The following is a 15,025-nucleotide window of genomic DNA, read 5'->3' as shown; positions in this document are numbered from 1 at the left end:
GGGCGAAATCCAGCTAAACGGTGAGGGTGAGTGAGTAAAAATAAACTGTCTAAAGGTCAACAACGTCGCGTAAGCGCTAACCACGATCGTCGTTTGAACCAGCGCAAAACGCGCCCGGAAGCGGACGATAATTTGTTTGGTCAGGACGCAGAGGGCGTGGTGGTCAGCCGATTTGGCATGCATGCCGATGTCGAGGACAGTGCTGGCCTTACCCACCGTTGCAATATACGTCGCACGATTCGTTCGCTGGTCACCGGCGATCGGGTGGTATGGCGTCCCGCGCTAAACGGCGGTAAAGGTATTGTTGAAGCGGTGCACGAACGCACCAGCGTGCTGACGCGCCCCGATTTCTACGATGGCGTCAAACCCATCGCCGCAAACATCGATCAAATTATTATCGTGTCCGCGATTCTGCCAGAGCTGTCACTGAATATTATCGACCGTTATCTGGTCGCCAGCGAAACACTGGATATTGAGCCCCTGCTGGTGCTGAACAAAATCGATCTGCTGGATGACAACGCACGTGCGTTTGTTGACGAGCAGATGGAGATTTACCGCAAGATCGGTTATCGGGTATTGATGGTTTCCAGCCATGTGAAAGAGGGTTTGAATGCACTGCAGGCAGCCTTAACTGACCGGATAAGTATCTTTGCCGGGCAGTCCGGCGTAGGTAAGTCCAGCCTGCTGAACGCCCTGCTTGGCTTCGATCAACAGCAGGACACCGCCATTCTGACCAATGATGTTTCCGATGTTTCCGGACTGGGCCAACATACCACGACCGCATCCCGGCTTTATCATTTCCCCGAGGGCGGGGATGTGATTGATTCTCCGGGTGTCCGTGAGTTTGGTTTGTGGCATCTTGAGCCGGAACAAATCACGCGTGGATTTGTCGAATTCCGTGCGTTCTTAGGCGATTGTAAGTTTCGTGACTGTAAGCATGACACCGATCCGGGCTGTGCGATTCGTGAAGCCGTTGAAAACGGCAAAATCGATCAATCACGCTTCTATAACTACCACCGTATTCTTGAAAGCATGGCGCAAATGAAAACCCGGAAAAACTTCGCCGAGAGTGAAGATTAAGGCCCGTAACGGCGTATTCGCCATCTGACTGGGGCGCTGTTACAATCCGCTCCCTTTTTGTCAATGTTATGAAAGATAGCCAGGAGGCTAGGGTGTTTGATCGTTTTAAACTCGGCTTGAATCACATTCTTCCAAAAAAATGGCTGACTGAACTTGCGGGTTGGGGAGCCAGCCGTCGCGGCGGCTGGCTGACGAAGCTGGTCATTGATATTTTTGTCTGGTTTTACAAAGTCGATATGGCTGAAGCACGGAAACCGGATACCGCCAGCTACCGCACCTTTAACGATTTCTTTGTTCGTCCGTTAAAGGACGATGCACGCCCAATCGATCCCGATGCCAGCCTGATCGTTCTGCCTGCTGACGGCGCGATCAGCCAGCTTGGCCATATTGAAGGCGATCAGATTTTCCAGGCGAAAGGCCATTACTACACGATCGACGCCCTGCTCGCCGGTAATGAGCATATGGCGGCACAGTTTCGTGAGGGGGAATTTGCGACCACTTACCTGGCACCGCGTGATTATCACCGCGTCCACATGCCTTGTAACGGCATCCTGCGTGAGATGATCTATGTACCAGGCGATCTTTACTCCGTTAATCCGCTGACCGCACGTAACATCCCTAACCTCTTTGCCCGTAACGAGCGCGTAATTTGTTACTTTGAAACCGATATGGGCCCGATGGTGCAGATCCTGGTGGGCGCAACGATTGTCGGCAGCATTGAAACCGTTTGGGCAGGCACCGTCACACCGCCGCGCGAAGGCATTATTAAACGCTGGCATTACCCGGCCGCCGATCATGACGGTGCCGTGGTATTACTCAAAGGTCAGGAAATGGGCCGCTTTAAACTGGGTTCTACGGTAATCAACCTGTTCGCGCCTGGCCGAATCAAGCTGGCGGAAAGCCTTGAGGCGGAAAGTAAGGTTCGACTGGGCCAACCTTTAGCGCTCGCCCTTCCACTGACGACTACCGCGCCTGACGCTGTCGAGTAGAACCTATGTTCGTGCGTTCGATCTTTTGTCTGCTGCTGAGCCTCTGGCTCAGCTCTTCTACGCTAGCCGCCAGCCTGCCTGATGCCAGCCAGCTCAAACAGCAGCTGGAAGAGGTCAAAGCCACTAAAAATGCCCCCTCGCAAACTGAACAAATTCAGTCACTGGAAGCCGCACTGGCCTCGCTCTCTGAACGCGATGATGCCCTCGAACGCGCACAACAGTATCAACAGGTTATTGACGATTTTCCGCGCCTTGCCCGCGAGTTAAGGCAGCAAATCGCCACGCTTAACGACAACGCTAAAACCGTGCGCAGCACGATGACCAGCGCAGAGCTGGAACAAGAGATTCTGCAAATCAGCAGTCAGCTGATTGAAGAAGGACGCCAGGCCCAGCAGGAGCAGGACCGTGCCAGAGAGATCAGTGATTCCCTGTCGCAGTTGCCACAGCAGCAAACGGAAGCGCGCCGGGCACTGACCGAGAGCGAACGGCGCTTACAGAGTGCCGGCAGCGCTGCCACTCCAGTCGGTCAGGCCCAACTGGTGGCTCGCCAGGCAGAAAATGCCGCCAATAAAGCCAAAGTCGATGAGTATGAGCTGGCGCAGTTGTCGGCCAACAATCGCCAGGAGCTGGCTCGCATGCGCGCCGAGGTGCATCAGCGCAAAGTGACCCAGCTTGATAATTATCTGCAGGCTTTACGTAATCAACTGAATGAACAACGTCAGCGCGAGGCCGAAACGGCGCTGGCGCGTACGGAACAGCTGGCGGAAAACAGTGGTGATTTACCGCCCGAGATCAGTGAGCAGTTTCGGGTTAACCGCGATTTGTCCGGTGCGCTGAATCAGCAGGCACAGCGCATGGATCTGGTGGCATCGCAACAGCGCCTCGCCACCAATCAAATTATTCAGGTCCGTCAGGCGCTGGCAACGTTGCGGGAACAATCCCAGTGGCTGGGTGCCTCTAACCTGCTCGGCGATGCGCTTCGGGCACAGGTGGCGCGTTTACCCGATATGCCGAAATCTCAGCAAATCGATAATGAAATGGCACAGCTGCGCGTTCAGCGCCTGCATTATGAAGATCTTCTGGAACGACAGAATGCGCTTCGCAAAGCACATCAGGCGGACGGGCAGCCTTTTACCAGCGACCAAAAGCGCATTCTGGATGCACAGTTAAAAACGCAGCGAGAATTGCTGAACTCCCTGATATCCGGCTGCGATACGCTGATTCTGGAAATCACTAAACTCAAGGTCGCCAATACGCAGCTTCAGGATGCGTTAACCGAAGTCAAAGACGCCACGCACCGCTATCTGTTCTGGACAGCAGATGTCAGCCCCATTTCATTGAGCTATCCTCTGGACGTGGCTAAAGGCCTGTCGCACCTGCTTACGCTGGATACGCTTGGGCAGCTTGGCAAAGCTCTGGCAATGATGTTTACCAGCCGCAGCACCGTCCTGCCCATTTTGGGTGCCGTGTTGCTGGTCGGTTTTAGCCTGAGTACACGTCGTCACTTCAACGCTTTTTTGGAACGCTCAGCCAGTAAGGTTGGTAAGGTCACCCAGGATCGCTTCCGCCTGACCATCCGCACTGTTTTCTGGTCAATTCTGGTCGCGCTTCCGCTTCCTGTGCTTTGGGCAACCCTGGGATACGGGCTGCAAAACGCCTGGCCGTATCCGGTAGCCGTTGCTATCGGCGATGGCATTACGGCGACGCTGCCTCTGCTGTGGATATTCATGGTCAGCGCCCAGTTTGCCCGCGCCAACGGTTTGTTCATTGTGCATTTCCGCTGGCCGCAGGTACGCGTTGCGCGTGCCATGCGTTACTACTCGTTGAGTATTGGCCTGATCGTGCCGCTGATTATGCTGCTGATCACCTTTGATAACCTTGACGATCGTCTGTTCTCTGCCACCCTGGGCCGACTGTGTTTTATTTTGATCTGTGGCGCCCTGAGTCTTGTTACGGTAAGTCTAAAACGTGCAGGGATCCCTCTTTATCTTGATAAAGAGGGCAACGGCGAAAACATGATTAACCGCCTGCTGTGGAATATTATGATCGCCATTCCATTGCTGGCCGCGCTGGCCTCCATGATTGGTTACCTTGAAACAGCGCAGGCGCTGCTGGCACGTCTGGAAACCTCGGTGGCAATCTGGTTTTTCCTGCTGGTTATTTACCATATCATTCGCCGCTGGATGCTGATTCAACGACGCAGGCTGGGGTTCGATCGCGCACGCCAGCGCCGGGCCGATATGCTGGCCAATCGCGCGCGCAACGAAGAAGAAAAAGATCAGGCGCAAAATACTGACGTTATTGAAATAGAAGAGCCCGTGATTGATTTGGACGCCATCAGTGCTCAGTCACTGCGCCTGGTCAGGTCAATCCTGACGCTGATTGCGCTGGTGTCAGTCATTGTCCTGTGGTCGGAAATCCACTCTGCGTTTGGTTTCCTTGAGAATATTCGTTTATGGGATGTCAACACCTCCGTTCAGGGCGTGGAGAGTATTCAACCCATTACGCTGGGCGCCGTTCTGATCGCCATTCTGGTGTTCGTGATTACGACGCAGCTGGTGCGCAATATGCCGGCCCTGCTTGAGCTGGCCCTGCTGCAGCATCTTGATTTGTCGCCAGGCACCGGCTATGCCATTACCACGCTGACCAAGTATTTGCTGCTGCTAATTGGTGGCTTGCTCGGCTTCTCATTGATTGGGATTGAATGGTCCAAGCTGCAATGGCTGGTGACCGGCCTGGGCGTTGGGTTGGGATTTGGCCTGCAGGAGATTTTTGCGAACTTTATCTCCGGCCTGATTATTTTGTTTGAAAAACCCATTCGTATTGGCGATACCGTTACTATTCGCGATCTGACCGGCAGCATTACGCGCATCAATACCCGCGCCACGACAATTACAGACTGGGATCGCAAAGAGATCATCGTGCCTAATAAGGCCTTTATTACAGAACAGTTTGTTAACTGGTCGCTGTCGGACTCCGTCACGCGCGTCGTGCTGACCATACCCGCTCCCGCACAGGTAAGCAGCGAGGAGGTCACCACGTTGCTCAAGCTGGCTGCAGAACGTTGCAGCTACGTTCTGGATACACCGCCGCCGGAAGTGTTTCTGGTTGACCTGCAGCAGGGAATACAGTTGTTTGAGCTACGCGTACACGCCGCTGAAATGGGCCATCGCATGCCGCTTCGCCATGAACTGCATCAGCTTATTCTGCACGGCTTTGCAGAACATGGTATCGAAATGCCTTTCCCACCCTTCCAGATGCGGGTAGAAACCTTAAGCAGAAAAACGCCTGCCGGAAATGGTGCGTCGACGACGCGGACTTTTAAATCAGGCGGGTTATAAAAAAACGCCCGGTTTGACCGGGCGTTTTCCTGTTCGGGCTGCGGGGGTTATTGCTTCACAAAAGCTTCGCCCTGCGCGATATCTTTTTTCAGTGTTTCCAGCATGCCATCCAGCGCCTGCTGTTCGAACGGGCTAAGGGCACCAACAGGCTTACGCTCCGCCACGCCGTTTTTACCTAACAGCAGGGGCTGAGAGAAGAAGCGGGCATGCTCGCCATCGCCTTCCACGTAGGCACACTCCACAACGTTCGCTTCGCCGTTTAAGGCACGTACCAGCGATAAACCGAAACGGGCGGCGGCCTGCCCCATGGATAACGTTGCTGACCCCCCACCGGCCTTCGCTTCCACCACTTCTGTACCGGCGTTTTGAATACGTTTGGTGAGGTCAGCCACTTCCTGATCGCTAAAGCTGACGCCCGCAACCTGGGACAGTAATGGCAGAATAGTGACGCCTGAGTGTCCCCCCACCACGGGCACGTTCACCTCGCCAGGCTGTTTGCCTTTCAGCTCAGCGACAAAGGTATTGGCGCGAATAATGTCCAGCGTTGTCACGCCAAACAGTCGATTCTTGTCATAAACACCGTGTTTCTTCAGGACCTCGGCCGCAATCGCCACCGTCGTGTTAACCGGATTGGTGATCACCCCAATTAACGCTTTCGGCGCTGTCGTAGCAACCTGCTCAATCAAATTACGCACGATGCCGGCATTGACGTTAAACAAATCGGCCCGATCCATACCAGGCTTACGCGCTACCCCAGCAGAGATGAGCACGACATCCGCACCTTTTAAAGCCGGGGTGGCATCTTCCCCACTAAAACCCTTAACGTTAACTGCGGTAGGAATGTGGCTGAGATCGACCGCGACGCCAGGCGTGACGGGCGCGATGTCGTAGAGAGAAAGTTCTGAACCTGCGGGAAGCTGGGTTTTGAGTAGAAGTGCTAGCGCCTGGCCTATGCCACCAGCGGCACCGAGTACGGCAACTTTCATTCATAACTCCTTATTAAGGTGGGGCAGAGAAGAGCCGAAATTCCATCTGTGTCAGACCTTAATCAACTGCTCAGGTGATGACGGGTATCCGAGACTATTTTACGCGCTAATGCCCGCAGTCTCGGGATTTTAAAACTTACTTATCATCGCTATATCGTCCTCATCCTGCGTTGCAGACAACGAGCTAACCTGTTTGCCGTGTCAGGGCTACCTCAGGTAAGCGCCGACGACGGTGACGGGATTTCTCTCCAACTGTTGCGCGGGAGTTGGCCGGTATCACCTGAAATCGACAACCTTGACGTCGGCAGACAGAGAACGGCAGTGTAAATTTTTATTTTCTTACCTCATCAATAATATAACAGCTTTGCAACCTTTGCCTTTCCAGGCTGTGAGCTGGGTTTTGGTCTGAGTAAATTCTTTGCTATTATCGCCGCCCGCCATGGATACCGCCCCGTTCAATTAACAACCAATTGCATAAAAATTCATTTATATGCATAATAATGACTTTGCTGCGGTCTGTTCCGCGGTTTTTCTTACATTTGCTGGTAAATTATGCGAAACCCATCGAAACAAGACGATCTGATCAAAGCCTTCAAGGCTTTATTAAAAGAAGAAAAATTCAGTTCTCAGGGCGAAATTGTTCAGGCGCTTCAGGAAGACGGCTTTGAGAACATCAACCAGTCCAAAGTTTCCCGGATGCTGACAAAGTTTGGCGCGGTGCGGACCCGCAATGCCAAAATGGAGATGGTGTACTGTTTGCCTGCCGAGCTGGGCGTGCCGACAACAACCAGTCCATTGAAGAATCTGGTTCTGGATATTGACTACAATGATGCGCTGGTCGTGATCCATACCAGCCCTGGCGCAGCGCAGCTGATCGCTCGCCTGCTGGATTCTCTGGGTAAATCTGAGGGGATTCTGGGAACGATTGCGGGTGATGACACCATTTTTATCACGCCGGCACGCGCCTTTACCGTCAAACAACTTCACGATGCTATCCTCGTCCTGTTTGAACAAGAGCTATAGTCGTTCCCGCTAACCGGCAGCACATCGCCGGTTTATTCTGCCCGTTATCCCCCCCTTCCTTCTGTCAGCTCTCTTTCAGCCGATACGTTACTTTTCAAGGCATTACTCTTTAGCCTCGTCGTTTTCAGCGCATCAAATATTGGTCATACCCTTTGCCACCTTTAACATTGCGCGCTATTTTACACTGCTTTACATTCAAATAATGGCGTCATCACCCAGACCAAAACAGATAAGCAGCCATATCAACCATGATTTTTCGCACTAAAAGTTAAAGTAACGTATCTTACTGTTTTTATGCGTAATTACCCATCTGTAGTGGCATTTTAGCCATTTTTAATAACTTTTAGTTATTAAAAAATCCCAAATGGTTAAATTGCATCAACAAAACATTATTAGGCAGGTATTAATTTCTGCCGTTATTAGTCCTATACTTAGTTTCGTGATGTGAATCACACTAATAAAAAAGAAGAACAACCAGGACGAGGACATCTTTTATGAAAACTAAATCTACCATCGCTGCCTTGAGCATTTTATCTGCCCTGTCATTCGGCGCTTCTGCAGCAGATTATATTTCTGCTTCACAAGCACAAAATCTGCAGCCTGTTGGCACGGTAAGCGTGAGCGGTGTGGCAGGCGCGCCATCCGATATCAGACAGCAACTGAGCGATAAAGCCGATCAACAAGGCGCGAAAGCTTTCCGTGTTATTGAGGCCTATAACGACGGCAACTACCACGCGACGGCTGAGCTGTACAAATAAACTCGCAGGACCTGACAGGTAACCAGCTGTCCCAATGCGACCGCTGGTTAAACATCCTTACCGGAGAATGAATGATGAAAATCCAATTAACGATTGCCGCGCTGGGCGTGGCCTCACTGCTCTCTTTTGGTGCCAATGCCGCTAGCATGGTCACAAATCAGCAGGCGCAAGACATGAATCTGCAGCCGCTAAACCAAACAATTAGCGTAAGCGGTATCAATGGCGACCAGACCAACATCCGCCAGGTACTGTCTGAGAAAGCGGATGCACAAGGTGCAGGCCATTATCGCGTGATTGAGAACAACCGTGACGATACCTTCCACGTCACCGCCGAACTGTATAAATAATTCATCTGCGGCAATGTTGCCGCCCTGACAAAATCGATGACCCGCTCTATGTATGCTATTCCGCAGGTTGTTGATTGCTATGAGGAATAAATCATGAACATCAAATCAACCATCGCAACGATGAGTCTGCTCTCCGTGATCGCTTTTGGCGCTTCAGCAGCGCAGCTCGTCACGGCCGATCAAACGCAGAATCTGCAACCTGCAGGAACCGTAAGCATCAGTGGCGTTGCGGGTTCACCTATCGACTATCGCGCCCAGCTGTCCCAGAAAGCGGATGAACAAGGCGCAAGTGCCTATAAAATTATTGAGGCTAATACCGGTGACAGCTACCACATCACCGCGCAGCTGTATAAATAGTTCCTCGTCTGACGTATGACGAACCCTTTAGCCCCGCTCGCCGGGGCTTTTTTTTGCCTGAAACGCGCGGTGAGTGAACTGTGACAGGGGGTAAGCAAAGGCAGCCTTCATCCGCCAATGTTAATCGACGGGATTCAGCGACATAAAACGACATGAGCAGAAGAAGTCTGGCTTACGCGGGGGATTAATACGCTGTCAACAGTACCGTAAATCACAGACCTAAGGCGCAATATATCAATGGGCAATCTGCGCCAAATCATCGTCTGACAGTCCGGTCATCTCTGCGACAAGGCTGGGAGGCAAACCGTTTTGCAGCATTGTTCGCGCGATTTTTAGTGCAGCCGACCGTTCTCCCTCACTGCGGCCTTTCACCAGGCCACGTTGTTCACCAAGCTGAAGGCCCTCTTCCAGGCCCTTTTCCATCCCCTTTTCAATGCCTTTCTGCTCAAGCTGTTGTGCGATGGTCATCAATGCATCCTCATGTTGCGGCACCCGCTGCGCCAGCGTTCTGACGAAAAGGTCAGCGTCCGCGGTTTCGCCCGCCTGTAAAAGATAGTTTACCAACGATATAACCTGTGATGAAGAGAGATAACCCGCCAGTGTGACAGGGGCCAGCTTATCGATGAGTTCTGCTAAATCTCTTTGATGAATATGCTTTTGCAGCAGTGTTAATGCAGCCATGCTGCGGTGGCCGACAATCTCCTCATCAGGAATCACCGTCACGTCCACTAGCGGAAAAGCGTTGCTGTAGAGCCGACTGGCGAAGGCGGGAATCGAAAATTCGTCCAGCCAGCGGGTACTATAGGGATAGGGACTGCGTTTGCCACTGTAGAATAAAATCGGAATGACTAACGGGAGTTTTTTGTGCCCGGCATCCAGGTGCCGCTGCATTGCCGCAATAGCATAACGCATCAGTCTGAATGCCATATGCCTGTCAGGTGATGACTGATGTTCAATCAACACATGGATATAGCCATCATCGCGGCTTGTGGTTTTTAGACTGTACAGTATATCGCTAAAATATTGCCGTAAGTCCTCTTCCACAAAAGCGCCAGACTCCAGTTTTAACGTATCCAGATCGCACAGCGCGAGAAACTCTGCCGGAAGATGCAATGCCATAAAATCACGGGCAATGGTGGACTGGGACAAAAATTGACGGAATGTCGCATCATGGGGCGTGGGCGTGCCATTTTTACTTTTCATGTAACCTGTCCTGATGATGAGGTGGCAGGTTAGCACGACCTGAAAATGCTCAGCGTCAGCAAACGGTGACGTTGCGAGAGCTCTCGAGGAATTTCTCGCACGTGGGCGACCCGATAATACACGTTAGTCGGTCTTCAACGCTGTTAACGCTCTATTACGTTAAATTGCAGTTGTCCTTCCAGCTCCTCTTCCGCCTCGTCGAACAGCAGAATTAAGGCTCCATAGCGCCGCTTCTGCCCTTGTCCTAAATTCACAAACTCTATTTTCAGGGGGAGAGGTAAACCTTTGCAGACAATGATGTCCCACAATCCATCCAAATCACAGATGGCGTACGCCTTTAAAGCAAAGCGTTCGCAAAATTGCCGTAAGAAATGGGCCTGATCGACAATCTCATTAAAATCAAAACGCTCGACTCTCATACTGGCGACTCCCGTTATCCGGTTCTGGGCGGCCCTGCGCCGCCCGGATGTTCATCTAACTTAACCCGCCGAGGTGCAGCGCTTTGACCTCCAGGTACTCATCCATCCCCAGTACCGATCCTTCACGTCCCAGACCAGACTCTTTCACGCCGCCAAAGGGGGCCAACTCTGTCGAGACCGCACACTCATTGATGCCAATCATTCCACTTTCGAGCGCGGCAGAGACCCGGAATACCCGCTGCAGGTTTTGCGTATAAAAATACGCCGCCAGCCCGTACTCCGTCTGGTTGGCACGACGGATAACCTCTTCTTCGTCATCAAAGCGGAAACAGGCTGCCACCGGGCCAAACGTTTCTTCCTGAGCCAGTTTCATGCCTTCATGTGCCTCAACAATGACCGTTGGCTGCCAAAAATTACCGCCCAGCGCGTGCCGCTGACCACCCGTCAGCACTTTTCCGCCCTGAGCAATGGCATCTTTGACATGCTCTTCGACTTTTTCTAATGCGGATGATTCGATTAACGGGCCGACGACCACGCCATTATCCATGCCGTTTCCGACGCTAAGCTTATCCACTTCAGCGGCCAGTTGGGTCGTAAAACGTTCGTAAACTGCACTGTGAATGAAAAAGCGGTTAACGCTGACACAAACTTGACCGGCATTGCGGAATTTATTGGCGATGGCTCCCTGCACGGCTGCATCGATATCTGCATCTTCAAAGACGATATAGGGCGCATTACCGCCCAGTTCCATCGAAACCTTTTTCATGGTTTCAGCAGCGTTACGCATTAGCGTTTTCCCCACTGCCGTCGAACCGGTAAAGGAAATTTTACGTACGGCTTTGCTGGCCATAATGGCATCGCTAATGGCATGCGTGTCGCCTGCTACACCGTTAAGCACGCCATCAGGGATGCCGGCTTTTTTTGCCAGCGCCAGTAAGGCAAATGCGGAAAGCGGTGTGTTATTCGCGGGTTTAATAATGCCTGTACATCCCGCTGCCAGCGCCGGGCCTAACTTACGTGTCAGCATCGCCATAGGGAAATTCCAGGGCGTGATAGCGGCGACGACGCCGACCGGCTCACGGGTTGCCAGAATGCGCGAGCCCGCTTTAGCAGGAGGGATGATTTCACCGTTAGCCCGTTTAGCCTGCTCGGCGAACCATTGAATAAAGCTGGCGGCATATTCCACTTCGCCTTCTGCTTCCTTGAGCGGCTTGCCTTGCTCCGTTGTCATTAACTCAGCCAGCCAGCGTTTATGTTCAATGATTAACCTATACCAGCGGTACAGCAGTTCTGAACGCCCCTTGGCGGTCTGTGCTCGCCACGCTGGGAAAGCATCCTGGGCAGCCTTTATTGCAGCTTCCGTTTCCGTTTTTCCTGCTTTTGCCACCTGAGCGACGACCTCGCCCGTGGCAGGGTTCGTCACGTCAAAGGTAGACGTGGTACGCAGCCATTGCCCGTTTACCAGATAGCCTGTCTGGAACAGTTCGCTGTCGTGCAGTAAAGAATGCATTAGGTGCTCCTGTCGGTTTGTCATCTGTCAGGAAAGTATAGATGGCAAAAATGACAGGTCAGGTAACACGGGGGATCATCATGGCCGCCAGCGCTTGCCGCGGCCATAATTCAGATTTGGACGAGCGTATTTTGATATTTTTTCAGCATCTCAGCCAGTCGCGTTACCGGCTCGGTCACGCTGGTTGGGGCGTCATAGTGCGCCAGCTTGTGCTGATAGACATCCAGCTCTTTGAGTAACCGTTCGAAATAGTAACGGCGCTTTTCGTCACTGCGTACCGAGATGATCCGATCCGCCGTGTGGCGCAGCTGGCGATGATACGCAGACAGATCGGCATTAACCGGCACATCGGCAGCACGTAATCGCTGATGACCAATAATTAAGGTCAGGGCAATGCGATATTTGTCGATGTCACCCGGGAACAGGTTAAGCAGTAAAAAGAGCTGCTGATAGAGTGCCGGAAGATGGTTTTCACGACGGCGAGCCTGGTTAGTGGTCATCGCCGAGACCGCCGCATACATGAAGCGGTTGAGCAATTTACGGCCCGTGCGCGCTTTGGACTTATCCCGAATCAACAGGATGACCATCAACGCAACGAAGCTGCCGATCCACTGTCCCAGCGCATTGTCGATAAACTGCGTAAAGTTGAACTGCATCGGATTATCCAGCACCAGCACGTTGATTGTGCCGACCATGGCTCCCAGCGTACCAATCTGCCTGCGCTGAATTAAAATGCCGGAAATAAACCCTAACAGGCCAATGGCAATGCACAGCAGCACGGCACTTTGTTGGGTGTTGGGCAAAATATACATGAAATAGAGTGCGCCCAGCGGGACCGCCACCGTCATACCGTAAACAAAGTCTTTAGCCATCATGAGCGGATTGGGCATGCGCATCGCCAGTGCCGTAATCACGCCCAACATGACCATACAGCCGCTACCTGATGTCCAGCCGGTATAGAGCCAGAACAGCGAACCGAGCGCAGTCGCTACAAAGGTGCGAACACCGTTAATCATCGCATGGTGGTTTTCAGCAGAACGCGCCTGAATCACGACCTCGCGCTGAAGAATCCCCTCCTCCAGTGCTGTGATACGGCCGTTACTTTTGATGCCATGCGTCAGCAGCTGATATTCCGTTGCTGCCTCAACCCAGCTTTCCAGCGTCTCGGGGACCGTTTTACTGCTGACGGCAATTAACCGTCGCAGCGCTTTCATACGCTTGTGTACGTCTTCTGCCGTCGCTGCCTCTTTCTCCATTAACACACGATACTGCGTTGCAATGTAGTCAGGCCGTGAGTTTTGAATTAAAAAGGTTTCAGCCGCCTGGGTAATCATCGTCAGTGACAGAGTGTTCAGCATTTGCAGCCGTCGACTGGTATTCTGCCAGCGCGAAGACTCCATCATCAACTGGCTACGCATACTGCTGAGCGCCGTGGTACGCCGTACCAAAGCCCCCCAGGCTTTATCGACTTCTTCTTTGTCCTCATGCGCCACGCACAGCTGCAGCAACCTGTAATGCGCCACCAGCAGCGAGTCAACTTCAGCATCAATCACTTTTTTAATCGAACGTGGCGAGAAAATCATATCGGCCAGAATGGCGCACAGTATCCCTAAAATGATCTCGCTACAGCGTTCCACGGCATATTGCGGGACCAGCGTCAGCCCACCACTGGCATTCGCCGTCACGACAATAATTAACGCGGTGTAACCAGCCAGTCCTAGCGCATAGGAGTTTTCAACCTTGATCAGCGAAGACAGCCATACGCAGAAACCCGCCCAAATACAACACAACAGCAGCATGACTACCGGTGCGCGTACGGTCGCAATCATGATGACCAGCGCGGCGACACAGCCAATGAAGGTTCCGATGATACGAAGAATACCGCGATAGCGTAATGCGCCCGAATAGGGATCGCCGCCTGCCGCAAACGCCGTCCCGCCTGCCACAATGCCCGCTGTCATGACGGCCCAGCGAGGGGTTTCAAGGTTAAGATGAAAGCCGATCATCAGCGCCGCAACCAGCGCAAAAGTCAGCTTTATCGGGAACCGCAGGAACTCAGTCATAGCGTCCTCTTAACCAAACTCACGCAGACGGTTAAAGAAGGACATGATGGGCGATGTATCAGTATGCTGACGATCCTCTGTGCCAGTGATGACCACGGTCGCTGTCGTTCCGGCCGGATAGTGATTGCCGGGGTCCTGGTCAAGACGGATGCGAACCGGTACGCGCTGCGCCAGGCGTACCCACTCCAGGTTAGACTGGACCGTTGCCATTCCTTTACTGTCAACGCTGCTGCTGCTGTTGGTCACGCCTGCCGCGATGCTGTCAACCGTACCGCGCAGCGTCACATTGCTGCCCAATGGCGTGATCTCGGCCCGAAAGCCGGGGCGCACACCATGCAGCTTGGTCTCTTCGAGATAAGCCAGCACGTAAAATGAGCGCTGCTGTACCAGCGCCACGGCAACCGCTCCCCGCGTAATGAATTCGCCCTGGTAGACGTTCAGGTTCGTCACCCATCCATCTGACGGCGCGGTGATCGTGGTTCGTTCCAGGTCGATCTTAGCCAGATCGCGGGTAGCGACAGATTTTGCCAGTTGATGTTCACTGGTTTGCAGATCGTTGTTGGACTGCTCAATGGCTTCGCGTGACATCGCAGAGGTCCCGAGTCGGTTTCGACGTCCGGCCTCACGGCGTTTTTCATTAACCAGTGCCTGGTAATATTCCACATCAGCCTGCGCTTCATCTAACGCTTTTTGGTACCGTGGACGATCGACCACAAACAGCGTGTCACCTTTTTTAACCCGTTGGTTGTCGTGAACGGGAACCTCGGTAATTAACCCGGTGACATCAGGTGAAATCGCGACCACATCGGCCGCAAACCTTGCATCGCGTGTCCAGGGGGATTCGGTATAGAACACCCAGGCACGGAATATGATAATGACGGCGATGATGACCAGCAGGATGGTGATCGCGTAACGCGCGATTTTTCTTATAAGCGTGTTCACGTAAACC

Annotated in this window: 13 protein-coding genes; 7 read left to right on the top strand and 6 right to left on the bottom strand. The window is 52.7% G+C overall.

From position 1 onward, the window contains the following. Nucleotides 1–30: 30 nt before the first annotated feature. From rsgA to mscM, 3 genes are all read left to right on the top strand, one after another. Entirely contained in the window at nucleotides 31–1,080 is a 1,050-nt protein-coding gene (rsgA, locus tag NXS97_RS15370) for a small ribosomal subunit biogenesis GTPase RsgA (RefSeq protein ID WP_013027412.1), read from the top strand. Nucleotides 1,081–1,172: 92 nt separating this feature from the next. Continuing rightward, nucleotides 1,173–2,069: an archaetidylserine decarboxylase gene (gene asd, locus NXS97_RS15365; protein WP_014604894.1), complete on the top strand. Its 897-nt coding sequence runs from the start codon at nucleotides 1,173–1,175 to the stop codon at nucleotides 2,067–2,069. 5 nt (nucleotides 2,070–2,074) lie between these two features. Then, nucleotides 2,075–5,410: a miniconductance mechanosensitive channel MscM gene (gene mscM / locus NXS97_RS15360; protein ID WP_014594727.1), complete on the top strand. Its 3,336-nt coding sequence runs from the start codon at nucleotides 2,075–2,077 to the stop codon at nucleotides 5,408–5,410. 47 nt (nucleotides 5,411–5,457) lie between these two features. Here mscM and mdh read toward each other — a convergent pair whose 3' ends face one another. Further along, nucleotides 5,458–6,396, bottom strand: a complete 939-nt coding sequence (gene mdh, locus NXS97_RS15355; protein ID WP_014594728.1) for a malate dehydrogenase — start codon at nucleotides 6,394–6,396, stop codon at nucleotides 5,458–5,460. Nucleotides 6,397–6,948: 552 nt separating this feature from the next. Here mdh and argR point away from each other — a divergent pair. The 4 genes from argR (at nucleotide 6,949) to yhcN (NXS97_RS15335) (ending at nucleotide 8,881) form a co-directional block, all read left to right on the top strand. Further along, the gene (gene argR, locus NXS97_RS15350; protein WP_013027416.1) at nucleotides 6,949–7,419 is read left to right on the top strand and encodes a transcriptional regulator ArgR; all 471 of its coding nucleotides are present in this window, start codon (nucleotides 6,949–6,951) and stop codon (nucleotides 7,417–7,419) included. A gap of 494 nt (nucleotides 7,420–7,913) precedes the next feature. Beyond that, nucleotides 7,914–8,177 (top strand): peroxide/acid stress response protein YhcN, encoded by a 264-nt coding sequence (yhcN, locus tag NXS97_RS15345; protein ID WP_013027417.1) that lies wholly within the window; start codon nucleotides 7,914–7,916, stop codon nucleotides 8,175–8,177. A 74-nt stretch (nucleotides 8,178–8,251) separates the two neighbouring features. Continuing rightward, nucleotides 8,252–8,524 carry a YdgH/BhsA/McbA-like domain containing protein gene (locus NXS97_RS15340; RefSeq protein WP_015699414.1) on the top strand — a complete coding sequence of 91 codons (273 nt, stop codon included), beginning with the start codon at nucleotides 8,252–8,254 and terminating at the stop codon, nucleotides 8,522–8,524. Nucleotides 8,525–8,617: 93 nt separating this feature from the next. Then, nucleotides 8,618–8,881: a peroxide/acid stress response protein YhcN gene (gene yhcN / locus NXS97_RS15335; protein ID WP_013027419.1), complete on the top strand. Its 264-nt coding sequence runs from the start codon at nucleotides 8,618–8,620 to the stop codon at nucleotides 8,879–8,881. Nucleotides 8,882–9,115: 234 nt separating this feature from the next. On the opposite strand, the gene NXS97_RS15330 is transcribed toward yhcN (NXS97_RS15335), so the two are convergent. The 5 genes from NXS97_RS15330 to aaeA form a co-directional block, all read right to left on the bottom strand. Next, nucleotides 9,116–10,084 carry an Rpn family recombination-promoting nuclease/putative transposase gene (locus tag NXS97_RS15330; protein ID WP_116220085.1) on the bottom strand — a complete coding sequence of 323 codons (969 nt, stop codon included), beginning with the start codon at nucleotides 10,082–10,084 and terminating at the stop codon, nucleotides 9,116–9,118. Between the two features lie 143 nt (nucleotides 10,085–10,227). Further along, on the bottom strand, nucleotides 10,228–10,503 hold the full coding sequence (locus NXS97_RS15325) for a hypothetical protein (protein WP_014604891.1): 276 nt from the start codon (nucleotides 10,501–10,503) through the stop codon (nucleotides 10,228–10,230). A 55-nt stretch (nucleotides 10,504–10,558) separates the two neighbouring features. Then, entirely contained in the window at nucleotides 10,559–12,013 is a 1,455-nt protein-coding gene (locus NXS97_RS15320; protein WP_024472012.1) for an NAD-dependent succinate-semialdehyde dehydrogenase, read from the bottom strand. A 110-nt stretch (nucleotides 12,014–12,123) separates the two neighbouring features. Beyond that, on the bottom strand, nucleotides 12,124–14,076 hold the full coding sequence (gene aaeB / locus NXS97_RS15315; protein WP_013027423.1) for a p-hydroxybenzoic acid efflux pump subunit AaeB: 1,953 nt from the start codon (nucleotides 14,074–14,076) through the stop codon (nucleotides 12,124–12,126). Between the two features lie 9 nt (nucleotides 14,077–14,085). Next, nucleotides 14,086–15,018 carry a p-hydroxybenzoic acid efflux pump subunit AaeA gene (aaeA, locus tag NXS97_RS15310; protein ID WP_015699409.1) on the bottom strand — a complete coding sequence of 311 codons (933 nt, stop codon included), beginning with the start codon at nucleotides 15,016–15,018 and terminating at the stop codon, nucleotides 14,086–14,088. Nucleotides 15,019–15,025: the final 7 nt, after the last annotated feature.

This window comes from Pantoea sp. B623 (assembly GCF_024814475.1).
Taxonomy (GTDB): domain Bacteria; phylum Pseudomonadota; class Gammaproteobacteria; order Enterobacterales; family Enterobacteriaceae; genus Pantoea; species Pantoea ananatis.
The sequence above is the reverse complement of the archived record's forward strand: the minus strand, read 5'-3'. Positions and strand labels throughout refer to the sequence as shown.

Excerpts from the sequence above, each read along its gene's own strand:
- aaeB (WP_013027423.1), bottom strand. The coding sequence starts at position 14,076 with ATGACTGAGTTCCTGCGGTTCCCGATAAAGCTGACTTTTGCGCTGGTT.
- mscM (WP_014594727.1), top strand. The coding sequence starts at position 2,075 with ATGTTCGTGCGTTCGATCTTTTGTCTGCTGCTGAGCCTCTGGCTCAGC.
- NXS97_RS15330 (WP_116220085.1), bottom strand. The coding sequence starts at position 10,084 with ATGAAAAGTAAAAATGGCACGCCCACGCCCCATGATGCGACATTCCGT.
- mdh (WP_014594728.1), bottom strand. The coding sequence starts at position 6,396 with ATGAAAGTTGCCGTACTCGGTGCCGCTGGTGGCATAGGCCAGGCGCTA.
- NXS97_RS15340 (WP_015699414.1), top strand. The coding sequence starts at position 8,252 with ATGAAAATCCAATTAACGATTGCCGCGCTGGGCGTGGCCTCACTGCTC.
- yhcN (WP_013027417.1), top strand. The coding sequence starts at position 7,914 with ATGAAAACTAAATCTACCATCGCTGCCTTGAGCATTTTATCTGCCCTG.
- NXS97_RS15320 (WP_024472012.1), bottom strand. The coding sequence starts at position 12,013 with ATGCATTCTTTACTGCACGACAGCGAACTGTTCCAGACAGGCTATCTG.
- yhcN (WP_013027419.1), top strand. The coding sequence starts at position 8,618 with ATGAACATCAAATCAACCATCGCAACGATGAGTCTGCTCTCCGTGATC.
- argR (WP_013027416.1), top strand. The coding sequence starts at position 6,949 with ATGCGAAACCCATCGAAACAAGACGATCTGATCAAAGCCTTCAAGGCT.
- NXS97_RS15325 (WP_014604891.1), bottom strand. The coding sequence starts at position 10,503 with ATGAGAGTCGAGCGTTTTGATTTTAATGAGATTGTCGATCAGGCCCAT.